Annotated in this window: 16 protein-coding genes; 12 read left to right on the top strand and 4 right to left on the bottom strand. The window is 40.3% G+C overall.

Going from position 1 to position 15,705, the window contains the following annotated elements:
- Positions 1 to 8: 8 nt before the first annotated feature.
- The gene (locus C4E06_RS26290; protein WP_107671291.1) at positions 9 to 485 is read right to left on the bottom strand and encodes an NAD(P)H-quinone oxidoreductase subunit N; all 477 of its coding nucleotides are present in this window, start codon (positions 483 to 485) and stop codon (positions 9 to 11) included.
- Between the two features lie 213 nt (positions 486 to 698).
- Between C4E06_RS26290 and C4E06_RS26285 the strand changes: the two genes are divergently transcribed.
- The 10 genes from C4E06_RS26285 (at position 699) to C4E06_RS26240 (ending at position 10,802) form a co-directional block, all read left to right on the top strand.
- Positions 699 to 815, top strand: coding sequence for a photosystem II reaction center protein I (locus tag C4E06_RS26285; RefSeq protein ID WP_008276509.1), 117 nt, complete (start codon positions 699 to 701; stop codon positions 813 to 815).
- Between the two features lie 188 nt (positions 816 to 1,003).
- Entirely contained in the window at positions 1,004 to 3,466 is a 2,463-nt protein-coding gene (locus C4E06_RS26280) for a DUF3769 domain-containing protein (protein ID WP_107671290.1), read from the top strand.
- A gap of 80 nt (positions 3,467 to 3,546) precedes the next feature.
- Positions 3,547 to 3,795, top strand: a complete 249-nt coding sequence (gene rpsP, locus C4E06_RS26275; RefSeq protein ID WP_107671289.1) for a 30S ribosomal protein S16 — start codon at positions 3,547 to 3,549, stop codon at positions 3,793 to 3,795.
- Complete coding sequence (locus tag C4E06_RS26270) at positions 3,788 to 4,207, top strand: KH domain-containing protein (RefSeq protein ID WP_107671288.1); 420 nt, start codon at positions 3,788 to 3,790, stop codon at positions 4,205 to 4,207. The genes rpsP and C4E06_RS26270 overlap by 8 nt, the downstream gene beginning before the upstream one ends.
- Positions 4,204 to 5,454 carry a lipid-A-disaccharide synthase gene (locus tag C4E06_RS26265; RefSeq protein ID WP_107671287.1) on the top strand — a complete coding sequence of 417 codons (1,251 nt, stop codon included), beginning with the start codon at positions 4,204 to 4,206 and terminating at the stop codon, positions 5,452 to 5,454. The genes C4E06_RS26270 and C4E06_RS26265 overlap by 4 nt, the downstream gene beginning before the upstream one ends.
- A 341-nt stretch (positions 5,455 to 5,795) precedes the next feature.
- Complete coding sequence (locus C4E06_RS26260; RefSeq protein WP_107671286.1) at positions 5,796 to 6,683, top strand: hypothetical protein; 888 nt, start codon at positions 5,796 to 5,798, stop codon at positions 6,681 to 6,683.
- A 26-nt stretch (positions 6,684 to 6,709) separates the two neighbouring features.
- Positions 6,710 to 7,927 carry an FIST C-terminal domain-containing protein gene (locus tag C4E06_RS26255; RefSeq protein WP_107671285.1) on the top strand — a complete coding sequence of 406 codons (1,218 nt, stop codon included), beginning with the start codon at positions 6,710 to 6,712 and terminating at the stop codon, positions 7,925 to 7,927.
- 12 nt (positions 7,928 to 7,939) lie between these two features.
- Positions 7,940 to 9,655, top strand: coding sequence for a GAF domain-containing protein (locus C4E06_RS26250; protein ID WP_107671284.1), 1,716 nt, complete (start codon positions 7,940 to 7,942; stop codon positions 9,653 to 9,655).
- Positions 9,656 to 9,865: 210 nt separating this feature from the next.
- A complete protein-coding gene (locus C4E06_RS26245) occupies positions 9,866 to 10,198 on the top strand; it encodes a DUF2605 domain-containing protein (RefSeq protein ID WP_008276517.1) in 333 nt (110 codons plus the stop codon).
- A gap of 286 nt (positions 10,199 to 10,484) precedes the next feature.
- Positions 10,485 to 10,802: a DUF2973 domain-containing protein gene (locus C4E06_RS26240; protein WP_107671283.1), complete on the top strand. Its 318-nt coding sequence runs from the start codon at positions 10,485 to 10,487 to the stop codon at positions 10,800 to 10,802.
- A 197-nt stretch (positions 10,803 to 10,999) separates the two neighbouring features.
- On the opposite strand, the gene C4E06_RS28475 is transcribed toward C4E06_RS26240, so the two are convergent.
- The 3 genes from C4E06_RS28475 to C4E06_RS26225 form a co-directional block, all read right to left on the bottom strand.
- Positions 11,000 to 11,152: a hypothetical protein gene (locus tag C4E06_RS28475; protein ID WP_198649052.1), complete on the bottom strand. Its 153-nt coding sequence runs from the start codon at positions 11,150 to 11,152 to the stop codon at positions 11,000 to 11,002.
- Between the two features lie 227 nt (positions 11,153 to 11,379).
- The gene (locus tag C4E06_RS26230; RefSeq protein ID WP_198649051.1) at positions 11,380 to 11,718 is read right to left on the bottom strand and encodes a hypothetical protein; all 339 of its coding nucleotides are present in this window, start codon (positions 11,716 to 11,718) and stop codon (positions 11,380 to 11,382) included.
- Between the two features lie 37 nt (positions 11,719 to 11,755).
- Positions 11,756 to 12,805: a D-alanine--D-alanine ligase family protein gene (locus C4E06_RS26225; protein ID WP_107671282.1), complete on the bottom strand. Its 1,050-nt coding sequence runs from the start codon at positions 12,803 to 12,805 to the stop codon at positions 11,756 to 11,758.
- 133 nt (positions 12,806 to 12,938) lie between these two features.
- Between C4E06_RS26225 and C4E06_RS26220 the strand changes: the two genes are divergently transcribed.
- Positions 12,939 to 14,876, top strand: coding sequence for a S9 family peptidase (locus C4E06_RS26220; protein WP_107671281.1), 1,938 nt, complete (start codon positions 12,939 to 12,941; stop codon positions 14,874 to 14,876).
- A partial coding sequence (locus C4E06_RS26215; RefSeq protein WP_107671280.1) for an AI-2E family transporter occupies positions 14,866 to 15,705 on the top strand: 840 nt, incomplete at its 3' end. The genes C4E06_RS26220 and C4E06_RS26215, both read left to right, overlap by 11 nt.

The following is a 15,705-nucleotide window of genomic DNA, read 5'->3' as shown; positions in this document are numbered from 1 at the left end:
GCAATGACTTAAGCCGCTTCAATCAGTTTTTCTAATGATTGCCAACGAAAATAACGTTCTCCTCCCAGTTCAACCACCACTTTAATGCGAGGTTCTTGTTGAGGCAAACTAACTAAATATCCTAATTCAGCTTGAGAAAGGATATAACCCTCTAAAATCCATAACACTAACCCCTTGGATTGGGGCGATAAACTTTCGAGTTGATAAGCAGCAATAGGAGGGACAAAATAAATCGGTCCAACAGCCGCATTTTGACCAATATTCTTTTTTCCGAGATGGGGAGGTCGTACCCCATGAACTCCCATTAAATAGGCACTCACATCCCCTAATCCTCTAGCCGTCAGAGAAAGACTCTCATAACCGTTGGTACGCAAACGCCGTTGATAACGTCCTTCAAACCCTCCTTCTAAAGGGGCATAAACTCCTAATGCGCCCGACTTTTCTAAAGCGCGAACAAATCCTTTACCAGTAGTGAGCAGTGCCATGTGATTAATACAACTAATACGTCTATAAATGCTTTTCTTGAATTATAGAAGAAAGACTGCTCTTAAAGAGAATCTTCAGTGTTAAATTAATAATCAAATCCCTGTCTTAATGATCCATCCACCAAGACAAAACCGCCATTCATAGGTTAAAGTCAGATAGGAACCATTAACATTTGCTCGCTAATCAACTCCCCATAAGGAGAACTAAATACTATGCTAACCTTGAAAATTGCTGTTTACATCGTTGTTGCTTTCTTTATTTCCTTGTTCGTTTTCGGCTTTCTCTCGAGTGATCCCACTCGTAACCCCGGACGCAAGGACTTTGAATAAGATTCAATCAAGTTCTGGCAAGCCTTGGGTCTAATATTTCCCAAGTCTTCACCCGACGATAGTTGGGTTTTACGTTAACTTAGGTGAGTAAAACGATAGGGGCGAGATCTGGCTCGTCCCCGTCTCATCTCATGTGATCACGCTGCAGGTAGCCACTAAACCTTTGAGCTTGATATTATCAATTTAAGATGCCCCCATTCGTTCCACCACCTAATCCCCCTGCCGAAATTCAAGTCGTTGTTTCTCAAAATTCGAGCAAACAGCTAACTGAGTTAGAAAAATTAGGGAACAATTCTTTAGAAATTAGCAAAAAAAAGCCTTTATTAGCACAATTATCCTCTGACAACTCAGTCGTTCCCTCAGTCATTCCGGTTTCTCCAGCCCCTGAGACCAAAGCTCCAGAGGTAGTTGAATTTTATTTATCCCCACCCGGAGAACTCACCCACCAACAATCGACCCCTTCGTTGCCCTCTACAGGACAAACTGCCGACTTGCTAGGAGGACCGATTAAGACAGAAAAGTCTCCAGATCAAGAGTCTTCTCCTGTTATCTCCAGGGATAGACCGATGATATCTGAGATTAGAGCATTAAATGGCCAAACCCCTCAAGCCAGTCGTTTATTACTCAAACCTAGAGATCCCCAAGCTCAACCCTCAGAATTTTTAATTCCCCCATCCCCTGCTTTAGCTCAAGGAGAGGGAGACGATGGGGACTCAAACCCTCAAAACACCGACACCTTAAACTTGGTGGAATTGGTGTCTGATCGCCAAGAATATGATGCCCAAAGAGAGGTGGTTTATGCAGAAGGGAAAGTAATTATGCGCTTTGCCAATGGAGTTCTCTTAGCCGATCGCCTCTGGATTAATCTGCCTGATCAATTTGCCGTGGCCGAAGGGAATGTGGTCCTCGATCGCGGCGAACAAACCCTACGGGGAGAACGATTTGAATATTATTTCGTTCAAGATAGTGGCGTGGTGTTTGACGCCAATGGCGAAATCTATCAACCCACCACTGGCCGAGACTTTTCGCCAACCTTACCCACCTCCGTCGATAACAATTTAATCCCCAACCAAACCTTAAACGAACGACTGGCACAACAACAACCCCTACAACGGGTGACCAGTGCCCAGGGAATTAGCTACTCGTTTGGCCTGTCTTTTGGAGAAGGACAAAACCTTGCAGGAAACCCAGGACAAGGGGAAGGGGGCCAAATTAACCGCATTCGCTTTGAAGCCGATCGCATCGAATTTGATGCCGAAGGTTGGCGGGCCACCGATGCCCGTTTAACCAATGATCCCTTTTCTCCCCCTGAAGTCGAAGTACGGGCAGAAACAGCAACCTATCGCAATATTGCGCCTTTAGTCGACGAACTGAAATTGACCAATTCACGGGTGATCCTCGATCAGGCCAACTCCTTTCCCACTCAAGATCGTTTGATTTTTGACCGACGCGATCGCCAACCTGGGGTAATCGGTTTTGGCTATGATGATCGCGATCGCGGAGGCTTCTTTGTCGAACGAGGCTTTAATGTGATTGACACTAATACGTTTAGTTGGCAAATCACCCCCCAATATTACCTACAAAAAGGGATTGACCCCGACGGACTAACGGTCGATGATCCCAATACGGATTTATTTGAAGAAGATAAGGACGATATTGATGCCATTAGTCCCCCAACCTTTGGCTTTGTTAATGAATTAAACGCGAACCTAAGTCCACAAACCACCTTCTTTTCTCGTACCTCCCTAACCAGTTTAGAATTTAGTGATATTGAAGATCGGGTCCGCACAAAAACCTTTTTACAATACCGTTTTGGTGAGCCGATCGCTCCTTACGATGTCCGATTAGAATACAATTATCGTGAACGTCTATTTAACGGCTCTTTAGGGTTTCAAACTGTCCGTAGTAGCGTCGGGTTGCTCTTCATTTCCCCTCAAATTCCCATAGATGACACCGGTATACAATTCAGTTATCAAGGCTCCCTTCAAACAGTTAATGCCTTTACCGATCGTCCGAGTCTCATCGGCCCTGAGTCTGATGATCGTCGCGTTAGCTTAACTAGAGTTCAAGGGGCTGCCTCTTTAAATAAACCTTTCTTATTATGGTATGGAGAAGCTTTACCTCCTACCCCAACGGAAGGATTAAAATATACCTCCACCCCAGTGCTACCCTACTTAGTGTTATCCACTGGGGTCACTGGAGTCACCAGTGTTTATGGCAATGGAGACTCTCAACCCTCTATTTCAGGCACCATTGGTTTATCCGGACAAGTGGGTAATTTTTCTCGACCTTTTCTAGACTATACAGGATTCAATATTAGCTTTAGTCAAGCCCTACGGGGTGATCCCTCTCCTTTTTTGTTTGATCGTTATGCCGATCTCAAAACTTTAAACTGGGGCATTACTCAACAATTATACGGACCGGTTCGGGTGGGGGTTCAAAGTGCCTACAATATTGACACCGACGAAGAGATTAATACTGACTTATTCGTTGAATATAGCAGGCGTACCTACAGCATTCTCTTGCGTTATAATACAGTTCTAAAAGTGGGATCGCTCTCCTTACGCATTAGCGACTTTAATTGGGGAGGCAATCCCGGCCCATTTGATGGCACGGGCATTCGCCCAGTTATTCAAGGGGTTCCCCGTTAAAACGAGCCAATTATGATATAATAAGGAGTTCGAGTTAGAAAAAAGATCCAGTCAATCCCACTAGGAGCCAAGCAATTAAAATGATTAAATTACGATTGAAAAAATACGGCAAAAAGCGAGAAGTGAGTTATAGAATTGTGGCCATTAATAGTGCCAGTCGTCGGGATGGTCGTCCCTTAGAAGAGTTAGGATTTTATAATCCCAGAACCGATGAAACCAGATTAAACGTTCCTGCCATTGTCACTCGTCTCAAACAAGGGGCCCAACCGACAGAAACGGTACGGAGTATTTTGAAAAAAGCGCAAGTATTTGAACAAGTTAATGGTTAAGATTGATACCTCTAATTTATCCTATTCGGTTCCTCCCAATTACTTAAAACTCATTGCCTTTTTAATTGAACCCTTACTAGACTCTCCAGACTCTCTGAAGGTCGACTGTGAACAAATTAATAGTACAAAACGAGTTTGGATAAGGTTGGCAGTTGATGAAGAGGATAAAGGGCGAGTCTATGGACGAGGAGGACGCAATATTCAAGCAATACAGACAGTATTAGCGATCGCAGCCAAACAAACGGGGCAAACCCTTTACCTCGAAATCTATGAAGCACCAGGGGAAAAAAGCCGTTCGACGAGTTCTTATGGACGCTCTGAATCAAATCGAAAATTTGTTCGTCGTCGTTCTCGTTCCCAGGGTCAAACCAAACCCAAACTTTCGGTTCGATCCCGTTGGCAAGAGCCATGAAACCCATTGATATCCTTATTTTGTCCAACGGGCCAGGGGAAATTACCACCTGGGTCCGGCCCGTGGTCAAAGCGTTAAGGAAACAATTAGGGGATGATTCGACTCAAACGAGAATTTCAGTGATGTTATCCCCTTGTCCCCATAGTACAGGGGAAGAAGCCGCCATCGCTCGTCGCTATCCTGAAGTGGATCGAGTGCAATCGAGTGAATCCTTTTTTTCCTTTCTATTATGGGGAAAAACCCCTGATCATTGGGACTGGCGAGAAAAGGGAGTGGTGTTATTTTTAGGGGGCGATCAGTTTTATCCTCTGATCATTGGAAAACGGCTAGGATACCGAACGGTGATTTATGCTGAATGGGAAGCCAGATGGTATCGCTGGCTAGATTATTTTGCCGTGATGAACGAAAGAGTCATCGAGGGAATACCTGAGCCTTATCGGGATAAACTGAGCATTGTCGGGGACTTGATGGCAGATTTTTCTCCAAAATCATTAAACTTTGTAGAAATGTCGGCCAATCCCATCATTGGCATTTTACCCGGATCAAAAGCCGGCAAACTTACTCAAGGGGTTCCCTTATGTTTAGCGATCGCTGAACACATTTATCAGCATAAACCCCAAACTCGTTTTATTTTACCGATTGCCCCTACCATAGACAGAGATACCCTAGTTAGCTTTGCTGATCCTGTGTCTAATCCTTTCGTCATGAAAATGGGGGGTGTTAAGGGTGAATTGGTGGTAGAAAACAAAGAAGAAGAAGAACAATATTATTTACAAACGACAACAGGGCTTAAAATCCAACTGATTAGCCAATTTCCCGCCCATGAACAGCTGCAGCAATGTTGTTTAGCCTTAACCACGGTGGGGGCGAATACGGCAGAATTAGGGGCTTTAGGCATTCCCATGATCGTCCTATTACCGACCCAGCAACTCGATGCCATGCGAACCTGGGATGGTATTCCAGGGATTTTAGCCAATTTGCCTTTAGTAGGTAGTCAGTTGGCCAAATTGATTAACGCTAGGGTGGTTAAAATGGGACGTTTATTTGCCTGGCCCAACATCTGGGCAAAAGAAGAAATTGTCCCAGAATTAAAAGGAGAATTACAAGGAGAAACGGTGGGAAACTTAGTGTTAGATTGGCTAGGAAATCCCTTAAAATTAAATCAAATTCACCAACGCTTACTACAAGTTAGAGGTCAGCCGGGGGCTGCTCAAAAAATAGCTGAAATTGTCCAAAAACAACTATAAAGCAGTGATCAGTGATCAGTGATCAGTGACCGAGTCGGCAAGACTATTAAGAAAAAGATTAGATAAAGCTTACAGAAACAGGGAAGAAACAAAAATTTTTGGGTAGAATTAGACTATGGGTGATGGCAACCTATTTTCTTCTTCTGTGAATTGAAATATCAATTCTTTAAATATTGGAAACAGTCATCAAAGACTTCAGAATCATTTTTACTGACGGTTACTCATCCTTCTATTAAGACTATGGTTGACAATAATCAACTTAATTTTCCTATTCCTTAACCAAAACTTATACAGATAACAATCAGTAAGACAAGAATTATTGTGACTAGAGTTATTTTGTCATGTTAAAGACCTTATATTTGAATTTAATAAAAACTGGTTTAGGAATTATAGTATCCTTTACCAGTATTCATCTACTTACAGCCAGCAGCCAAGCAGCAACCTTGCGTTTAACTTCAGATAGTTCATGGGAGAATTTGAGTACAACCGAAAATTTCCTTGAGTCTGATCTTCTCAATCAATTAATTTCTACCACAGAAGAAATAACCACCGTTACTAATTCTTTCAGTTCACAGGTCATTACGGAAGCCGTTTCGGAACCCTCAACTATTTCTTTGGAGTCTGTGGTTTCCTCTTTAAGTCAAATTAGTTTAGAGACAGAGACAGATGGTGAACCCCAAGAAGTTCCCATTTTACCCCAAGTTGATCCGGCTGATATTTATAAAGAGGTTTATGATTTTGGCACCACGGCGGCCGAGGATCTCAGTGATCCCATTAGTGCTGGTATATTACCGGCCTTAGAAGGTATTCCCGCCCCAAGAAGTGGTGTCGGAATCAGAGAAACGGGAGGCCAAGTAGCAGGAATTCCCAGTCCAACCCGCGAACAGCCATCTTTGCCCCGTTTTGGTGGTCCAGTGCCGATGATTGGCAATCCCTCAGCTAATTTTACCAATCCTTTACGTCAAGTTGCTTTACCCTCAGCAACCACTGTTCAGGCCAATAATTGGGGGGATAACCAAGTCGATATGTTCTTTGCTTCCTTACCGCAACAAGAAGTTGTGGATATCGATACATTTATGAGAACAGTGTATCGAACCAATATCTCTGATATGATTAAACAAATTGACGAAAGCTTAGATACGACTATCGATACTGAGTTTCACTCCATGCCGGCGGAGATTTTTCCGGTTAATCCCATGCCGTCGGGAGAATTTAATAGAAGTCTTTAATTATCCTATTATTTACTCAAAAACGAATGTTTTGGACGAATGCCCTCTCAACCCAACCTTCTCTAGAAGGTGCTGTGACAGAAGTAACCCGAACCATTGGAAACGCTTTGTCAAGTCCTGCTGATGTGGGCATTTTTTTTATCTCGTCTGCTTACGCTAGTGATTATCCTCGGGTAATTCCCTTAATCTTAGAAAAGTTATCCTTACCCATTTTGATCGGTTGTGGTGGGGCAGGTATCACAGGGAGAAACGAGGATAAAACAATATGCGAAATAGAAAATAATCCGGCCTTTAGTTTGATGGTAGGTTGTTTACCCGAAGTTCAGATTAACCCTTTTTTCCTGAGTGCTGAAAGTTTACCTGATCTCGATAGTTCTCCTGACACCTGGCACAGATTAATAGGGGTTTCACCTCAAGAACAACCTCACTTTATTCTCTTGTCTGACCCCTTTTCGACGCGAATTAACGATTTATTAGCGGGTTTGGATTTTGCTTATCCTGAAGCGGTAAAAGTGGGAGGATTAAGCAGTAGTAGTTTAATGGGGGTTCCGGGAACGGTATTCTATCATCAAACCGGTGATCCTCAATCCGGTTTTTATCATCAGGGAACGGTCGGCTTAGGGTTAAGCGGTAACATTGCCATTGATAGCATTGTTGCCCAAGGATGTCGCCCCATTGGTCAAGCGTATCAAGTGGTTAAAGGGGAACGAAATATTATTTTAGAATTGTCACAAGATGGGGAAACGCGATCGCCGTTGGATTGGTTACGAGGGTTAATGGAGAATTTAGACGAGTCTGATCGTCAACTCGCTCAGCATTCTCTGTTTGTTGGGGTGGTGAGGGATGAATTTAAACAAGAATTACAACCCGGGGATTTTTTAATCCGTAATCTCTTAGGGGTTGATCCCCAGTTAGGGGCCATTGCCATCGGCGATCGCGTTAGGCCAGGTCAACGGGTACAATTTCATCTTAGAGATGCTCAAACCTCTGCCGATGATTTAGAAACCCTCTTAAAACAGTATAATCAACCGACTCCCATTCAAGGGGCATTCATGTTTTCTTGTTTGGGAAGAGGACAAACTTTATATCAAATGCCCAATTTTGATTCTCAGTTATTTACTAATTATTTTCCTGGGGTTTCCCTAGGGGGATTTTTCTGTAATGGGGAAATTGGCCCAGTAGGACAAGAAACGTTTTTACATGGTTATACTTCTGTCTTTGCTTTAGTAAGACAGTTAAAGTAAATTATTTGATCAATGAAACCACTTGATTCTAGTTCTTTGGGAGTCGTTTTACAAAAAATTATTGATCAATTGGGGCAACTTTTAAAAGTTGATTGTTGCATTTTACGTCCCTTTGATGCTGATTGTTTAATAAAAGATAGTATTTTTTATAATAAAAATAAAGAACAAAATATTAAAAATATAAGTTTATTAGAAAAAACAATTATACCCATTGAAAAGATAGAAATAATTACCTCGACTGATCATTTTTTTTCTTTAAGTAAGAGTAGTAGTAAACAAAAAAGACAAAGAAAAAAAGCCTATGAGTTGACAAAAATTGGAGCCTCTTTATTAATTCCATTAACCTTAGAAAATAAATTTATTGCAGTCATGGGATTACATCGTTACTGTTCTTTTTACCATTGGCAAGACCAAGAAATTGCCATAACTCAAATGGTAGCCGAACAAATAACCTTAGGAATTTCTCAAGCTCAAGCTTATCAAAAAGTAAGAGCTTTAGCCCAAAGAGAAGCATTAATTAATCGCATTACTAACGCCATTCGTTGCAGTTTAGATCCTCAACTAATTTTTACGGCAATTACCCACGAATTAGGTAAGGGATTAAAAGTAGATGGTTGCGCCCTTTCTTTGTGGACAAAAACGGATAAATTTGTTCAATGTGTCGGACTTTATGACCCTCATCAAGGCAGTATTAACCCCCTTCCTCAATCAGTAGTTCCTATTGCTGATAATCCTGTTTTACAAGAACTCATTAACAGCAAAAAACCCGTTGTTTTAGAAGATATGGATCGTCATCCTGAAATGACGCAATTTGATTTACCCTTGCGAGAATCAGCGCAAGCTCTGTTAATTGTGCCATTAATGGTGGATGATGAGATTATTGGCAGTATTTCCCTACGACAAACCGATCATTCTCGTCGCTGGTTATCAACAGAAATTGAATTAGCTAAAACCGTAGCCTCTCAAGCAGCGATCGCTGTTCAACAGGCCCGACTTTATGAGACAACCAAACAACAGGCCCAACAATTACAAAAAAGTGAACAGGAAGTTAAACAACTGAATCGATATCTCACAGAATCGGTCTTAAAACGCTTTCTACCAGCCTCTATGGTGAATAAGGTGGCGACAGGGGAGTTAAGTCTTGATTTGACCCCAGAACCCCGTTTAGTGACCATTTTATTTACGGATTTAGTCGGGTACACCCCGTTAGCGAGTCATTTGGGAAGTCAAGGGGTGGCCACTTTGCTTAATGAGTATCTAGAAGCAATGACGGCCGTGGTGTTTCATTATGGGGGAACGGTAGATAAGTTTATTGGGGATGCGGTGGTGGCTTTATTTGGTGCGCCAGAAGATTTGCTCCCACAACAACAAGTTTATCAAGCGATCGCCGTGGCGAGGGAAATGCACGCTCAATTAGATAGATTAAATCAAAAATGGCAGTCTCAGGGGTTAATTGAGCAACCGGTACAGTTTCGCTGCGGTATTCATCAGGGAATGGCGGTGGTGGGGATGTTTGGGGGAGGGCAACGGTCTGATTATACTGCTATTGGCCCGGCGGTTAATATTGCGGCCCGTCTCCAAGAAGTGGCAGACAGTGGCATGATTTTGGTCTCTTCAACGGTGGCAGCTTTTTTAACATCTACGGAAATTACGGCGATTCAACCGCTAGAATTAAAGGGGGTTGAGGAAGATATTAAGCTGTTTTCTGTAAAAATAAGTGGGGTGTAGGGTGTGGGGTGTGGGGTGTGGGATATAAAAATAAAATACTATTGCCTGTTGCCTACCCCCCCTGCCCCCCTTATAAAGGGGGGTGTGGGGGGTGTGGGGGGTGTGGGGGGTGTAATCGAAGGTGCAAGATATGAGTTTAAGGGAATGAATTACAAAGAAATGTAAAAGACGTTAAGATTAGAGTATAGATAACAAGCAAATTTTAAGATGATGTCTCATAGTAATCCCACCGAGCAAGAACTGCTCAAAACCATTCTTGAACCTTTATTGGAGGATTTCCAATACTGGTTTTCTCGCGCTCGTCATTTATTAGAAAGCGAACGAATTACATTTTTATCCGTTGAAGAACAAACGGATCTTTTAGAACGGGTAAAAAAGAATCAACAGGAAGTGCAGACGGCTAAAATTTTATTTGAAGCGACTGGAAAACAAGCAGGGATCGATACTAGAGCATTAGTGCCTTGGCATAAGTTAGTGGCAGAGTGTTGGCAAGTGTCCATGAAATGGCGATCGCATAAACAAGAAAATCCCCCCACCGCTTAATAAAATAGGGGTTGTTAATAGATGCAACAATCCCTATTTTCCCTAGACACTTCTTGGTAAGCTAGGGAAGGACAATCTTAAGAAAAGCTTATGTTGGTTAGAAAATTTTTGTCTTAAAATCTAGAAAACCAGCACAAACTAAGATCACAGGGTCAAAAACCTTGTTAGTTCATCCTTGCTCTCAGCAAAGGTTTAAAACAGAATGTTTTTCAATGGGAGTGTCAATCTCTGCGATCAAAACAAATTCTGATTTCTAATTTCTGACTTCGTTAACGGAGAACTTCAAATGTTACATTTAATTTACATCGTTGCTTTTACTATTATTGCTTTTCTTGCAGTTAGCAATCTTATTCGCAGTTTAATTACGGTAAGTATGGACTCTCAACGTCGTTATCCTAACCGAGGTAATTCACCGTCTAATAAAGCCAAAACATCTTACAATTATCAAAAAACGGTTCATCCTGAGTTACTTGATGAACGGGGTAAACCCATTAACGAACCTTTGTTAGTGATGCGATCGGTTAGTGTCGAAGATGCTAGACAACAACTCGATGCTATCTATAATGCTTCTCCTAATCCTAACAAGGAAACCGAAGACGAATAGAGCGAATTGTTATAGGAAATTTTATTATTTTAAGGGTGAAACAATCTCCTAAGATTACTGAGAAGTAGATTGATTAGGAGATTCTTTATAAGTTTCTAGAAACTTTTTTAATCTTTCATTGGCGTTAGGGGTATGAATGGGTAAAGGAACGGCTTCTATCCTGTGGCATCATAACTGACTAATAACCAATCTCCTTTTTAAAATTTTACGGTTTGACGGAACATTTCCTCACTAATTCCGAAAGCTTCTCTTATTCTATCTTGGTCAGATTTTCTGGGTAATTTAGAGACAAAATAAGTGTGAGGTTGAGCTAAAATACTGGTGTCTAAATAGGTTCTTCTTTGGTTCATCACTCTTCGCAATTTTACCTTTTGGAATCCAAGAAGTCTTAATAATTTCTCCTAGACTACTAATGCCTAACTTAACTAAGTATTTACAACAAGAATTTATAAATCATTCTCCTGAAGGATGGATCTGTCATAAGGAAAAGCATTTATTATCTTCTAAATTAGAAAATAAATTAGGCTATAAACCACAAGCTGATATTTTGATGGAAAGTATTGATAAGAGTAAAAGACTATGGATAGAATTTGAAATTAGCCGTGCAGATCCAGTAGCAAATCATACTAATAATTAACCCATATCCAGCGGAAATAATAGCTACATCTACAGTAAAAAGACTATTGTTACTATTTTTTACTTTTGCTTTACGTAGCAACTTAACCCCTTCCATCAAGCGTAAATGTTGCTTTCCGGTGTACATTTCTCCTGCACAACAAGCAAATTCTTTTAACTCTTTTGAACGATATTTTAATAAGTTTGACTCTTTAAAATCAGAAAGGGTTAATTGATTTTCGGGTTTAAACTGCTTTTCTCCTGTACAGTTAGTAACAATTAAAACTCGCGGAATTGACATACATTTTAACTCTCTGTTATTAATAGTAGAAATTAGCTTATTTTTCTAAGGCAAATTGTACTAATTGATCTACTAATTGTTCAAAATTGATCCCTGTGGCTTTCCAAAGTTGAGGATACATACTAAACTTAGTAAATCCTGGGAGTGTGTTGATTTCATTAATATAAATTTCTTCGGTTTCTTCGACATAGAAAAAGTCCACTCTAGCGAGGCCAGTAGCATCAACCGCTTTAAACGCTTGGATCGCCATTTCTTGAATTTGAGTGACAATTTTGTCGGGTAAGGTAGCAGGAATATGAATTTGCGATCGCCCTTCGGTATACTTAGTTTCATAGTCATAAAAATCCCCTTCAAAGGTTACTTCTCCAACGACAGACGCTTTAGGATTATCATTACCTAAAACAGCGCATTCTAACTCTCTAGCGTTAACTCCTGCTTCGATGACGATGCGTCTATCGTAACTGGCGGCACTATCTAAGGCAGTTTCGAGTTCAGAATGCGATCGCACTTTAGCAATACCCACCGATGACCCTAGATTAGCTGGTTTAACAAAACAAGGATAACCTAGGTCTGCTTCAATTTCATCACAAAGTTTCGGAAAAATACAGGGATTAGACCATATTTGCGATCGCTCAACAGCCCTATACTTAACTTGAGGGAGTCCAGCTTGAGCGAAGGCCATTTTCATGGCAATTTTATCCATACCTACGGCCGACCCTAACACACCACTACCCACAAAAGGAACTTGCATCAGGGTTAATAACCCTTGAATGGTTCCGTCTTCTCCATTGGGACCGTGTAACACAGGAAACCACACCTCAACGTCTTGAACTTGGGGGGGGAACTGCCATAACTGGGAGGGGTTGGTGTCTTCGGTGGAAAGAGGAGTTTTGCTATCTAGGACTTTATTTGCGGTATCTCCTGCTATCCAGACACCATTTTTTTGAATATAGACGGGAAGGATATCATATTTATTGCCATTGTCCCCTGTTTGTAGTGCTTGAGCAATGGCGGCAGCAGAGTTGATAGAAACCTCATGTTCTCCTGATCGTCCACCGAATAATAATCCTACCCGCATTTTAGCCATTGTCACGACTCCCGTGCTTTTCTTGTTAATTATCGTTATAATTGACCCTTGTTATGGGCTTGACGTTCCCTAAATTTAATTTACCTTAAACTAAGATACCGTATTGTAAATCCTAATTTCTAGAATACTTATTATGTTATCTCCTATAATAGCTCCTTTTGGTTCTTGGAAATCGCCGATCACATCTGATTTAATTGTAGCCCAAAGTATTAAATTAGGGGGTGTTGTTTTTGATAATAATGATATTTACTGGTTAGAAGGAAGACCCCAAGAAAAAGGACGTAATCTATTGGTTAAATACAGTCCTGATGGTCAAGTGACTGAAATTACCCCTCAACCTTTTAATGTTCGGAGTCGGGTTCATGAATATGGCGGGGGTTCTTTTTTAGTTAATAATGGTGTTGTTTATTTTGTTAATTATCAAGATCAACGTCTTTATCAACAGTTACCTAATGAAGAACCATCACCCTTAACCCCAGAAAATCAATGTCGTTATGCTGATTTTGTTGTTGATACGAACCATAATCGCTTAATTAGTGTGTGTGAAGATCATAGTCATACTGATAGGGAATGCGAAAATAAAATTGTTTCTATTGATATTGAGACAGGAGACATAAAAACCTTAATAGAAGGGGATGATTTTTATTCATCCCCTCGTTTGAGTCCCGATGGTACAAAACTAGCCTGGATTAGTTGGAATCACCCTAATATGCCTTGGGATGGCACAAAACTATGGTTAGGGAATATTGAAAGTGATGGCTCTTTAAGCCAGATAAAATCCATTGCAGGGGACATAGATGAGTCCATTAGTGAACCAAAATGGTCACCAGATGGTCAGTTATATTATGTCAGTGATCAATCTGGTTGGTCTAATATTTATTGTTATAAGTCTAATGTAAATAACGTCCCGATATTTCCTTTTACGGCTGAATTTTCTTATCCTCATTGGGTGTTTGGATTATCCACTTATACCTTTGTCTCCGAGAATAAAATTATTTGCGCTTTTACTCAGGATGGACGTTGGTATTTAGGCACTTTAAATATTCCCAATAGACAGTTCAGTATTTTAGAGCTTCCTTACAGTAATTTGGCTTCTCTTCATAGTCAAGGTAAAAAGGTTGTATTCCTTGGTTCATCGACTATTGAGCCAACTGCAGTTATCTATTTAGATTTGAATTTGAGTCAAACTGAAGTATTAAAATCTTCTTGTGTGATTGATGTAGATTCAGGATATTTTTCGGAACCAGAATTAATTGAATTTCCCACAGAAAACGACTTAACTGCCTATGGTTGGTATTATCCCCCTAAGAACAAAGATTATAGATTTCCTGATGGAGAGTTACCTCCTTTATTAGTCAAAAGTCACGGAGGACCTACGGCAGCAGCGATCCCTAGTTTTAGTTTAAAAATTCAGTATTGGACAAGTCGAGGTTTTGGGTATCTTGATGTTAACTACGGGGGAAGTACAGGGTTTGGAAAAGCCTACCGTCAACGGTTAGAAAAAAATTGGGGTCTGGTTGATGTAAATGACTGTATTAATGGGGCAAACTATTTAGTAAAACAAGGAAAAGTAGATGGCGATCGCTTGGCAATTTCTGGAGGCAGTGCCGGGGGTTATACGACTTTAGCAGCGTTAACCTTTAAGGATACATTTAAAGCAGGAGCGAGTTATTATGGAGTGAGTGATTTAGAATCATTGGCAAAAGATACCCATAAATTTGAATCCCGTTACCTAGATAAATTAATTGGTCAATATCCCGAAGAAAAAGAAATTTATGAACAGCGATCGCCTATTAATTTTACAGAGCAATTAAATTGTCCTGTCATATTTTTCCAAGGATTAGAGGATAAAGTAGTGCCTCCAAGTCAAGCAGAAATGATGGTAGAATCTCTTAAAAATAAAGGAATTCCTGTTGCTTACATTCCCTTTGAAGGAGAACAACATGGATTCCGACAAGCTGATAATATAAAATATGCTTTAGATAGCGAATTTTATTTTTATTCTCGTATGTTTCACTTTACTCCTGCTGAAAATTTAGAGCCTATTAATATTTTTAACTATGATTCCTAAACAAAAAATAGCCCTATCTTTATCTAATTTATTTCTTATCAGTGGTGCTGCCTTTCTGCTATTGTTATTATGGCAATTAAAAGGATTAATTATTATTCTCATGATTGCCATTGTTATTGCATCCACCCTTAGTCCTTTGGTGGGAAGTGTAGAACGATTAGGACTGCCTCGTTGGTTTTCTGTTATTTTTGTTTATTTACTTCTGGTGTTATTATTGACAGGAATCGGTTTATTATTAGGCCCAACAATTGTTGCTCAACTGCAACGTTTATTAGAAAAACTACCAGGATATATAGAAATTTTAGGCCAACAAATTCAAATCTTTATGACAGAAAAGGGATTTACTGAACCAGAAATACTAGAATTTCTTAACAGACAATTTAATTTACAATCTATTGTTTCTTGGACATTTCGTTCTAGTCAACAATTATTAATCGGGGTAAGTGGACTAACAAGAGGTATTGTAGGAGGGGTTCTAAATGTGTTTTTAGCTGTCCTATTATCGGGTTATATGTTATCAGGTTCGCAAAAATTAATTAATGGTATTGTTAGCTTATTTCCTACCCCTTGGGATAAAAAATTAAAAGACCAAGTTATACCCGTTAGTCAAAGAATGGGGGGCTATATTCAAGGTCGATTATTAGTGTCTTTTATTTTAGGGTTAGCAGTTAGTTTAGGGTTAAAATTTTTAGGAATCGGGGAGTTTGCGTTAGGGTTAGGAACCATCGCCGGAATGACCAATTTAATTCCTTTCTTTGGTCCCGTTTTAGGGTCAATTCCTGCTTTAATTGTAGCGGTTGCTCAAGGGGGATGGTTATTTCTTTGGGTG

It is taken from the genome of Cyanothece sp. BG0011 (assembly GCF_003013815.1).
Lineage (GTDB): Bacteria > Cyanobacteriota > Cyanobacteriia > Cyanobacteriales > Microcystaceae > Crocosphaera.
The sequence above is the reverse complement of the archived record's forward strand: the minus strand, read 5'-3'. Positions and strand labels throughout refer to the sequence as shown.

Bases quoted from the DNA above. Each gene is read 5' to 3' on its own strand.
- C4E06_RS26250 (WP_107671284.1), top strand. From the start codon at position 7,940: ATGAAACCACTTGATTCTAGTTCTTTGGGAGTCGTTTTACAAAAAATT.
- C4E06_RS26225 (WP_107671282.1), bottom strand. From the start codon at position 12,805: ATGGCTAAAATGCGGGTAGGATTATTATTCGGTGGACGATCAGGAGAA.
- C4E06_RS26290 (WP_107671291.1), bottom strand. From the start codon at position 485: ATGGCACTGCTCACTACTGGTAAAGGATTTGTTCGCGCTTTAGAAAAG.
- C4E06_RS26255 (WP_107671285.1), top strand. From the start codon at position 6,710: ATGTTTTGGACGAATGCCCTCTCAACCCAACCTTCTCTAGAAGGTGCT.
- rpsP (WP_107671289.1), top strand. From the start codon at position 3,547: ATGATTAAATTACGATTGAAAAAATACGGCAAAAAGCGAGAAGTGAGT.
- C4E06_RS26260 (WP_107671286.1), top strand. From the start codon at position 5,796: ATGTTAAAGACCTTATATTTGAATTTAATAAAAACTGGTTTAGGAATT.
- C4E06_RS26240 (WP_107671283.1), top strand. From the start codon at position 10,485: ATGTTACATTTAATTTACATCGTTGCTTTTACTATTATTGCTTTTCTT.
- C4E06_RS26270 (WP_107671288.1), top strand. From the start codon at position 3,788: ATGGTTAAGATTGATACCTCTAATTTATCCTATTCGGTTCCTCCCAAT.
- C4E06_RS26280 (WP_107671290.1), top strand. From the start codon at position 1,004: ATGCCCCCATTCGTTCCACCACCTAATCCCCCTGCCGAAATTCAAGTC.
- C4E06_RS28475 (WP_198649052.1), bottom strand. From the start codon at position 11,152: ATGAACCAAAGAAGAACCTATTTAGACACCAGTATTTTAGCTCAACCT.
- C4E06_RS26230 (WP_198649051.1), bottom strand. From the start codon at position 11,718: ATGTCAATTCCGCGAGTTTTAATTGTTACTAACTGTACAGGAGAAAAG.
- C4E06_RS26285 (WP_008276509.1), top strand. From the start codon at position 699: ATGCTAACCTTGAAAATTGCTGTTTACATCGTTGTTGCTTTCTTTATT.
- C4E06_RS26265 (WP_107671287.1), top strand. From the start codon at position 4,204: ATGAAACCCATTGATATCCTTATTTTGTCCAACGGGCCAGGGGAAATT.
- C4E06_RS26220 (WP_107671281.1), top strand. From the start codon at position 12,939: ATGTTATCTCCTATAATAGCTCCTTTTGGTTCTTGGAAATCGCCGATC.
- C4E06_RS26245 (WP_008276517.1), top strand. From the start codon at position 9,866: ATGTCTCATAGTAATCCCACCGAGCAAGAACTGCTCAAAACCATTCTT.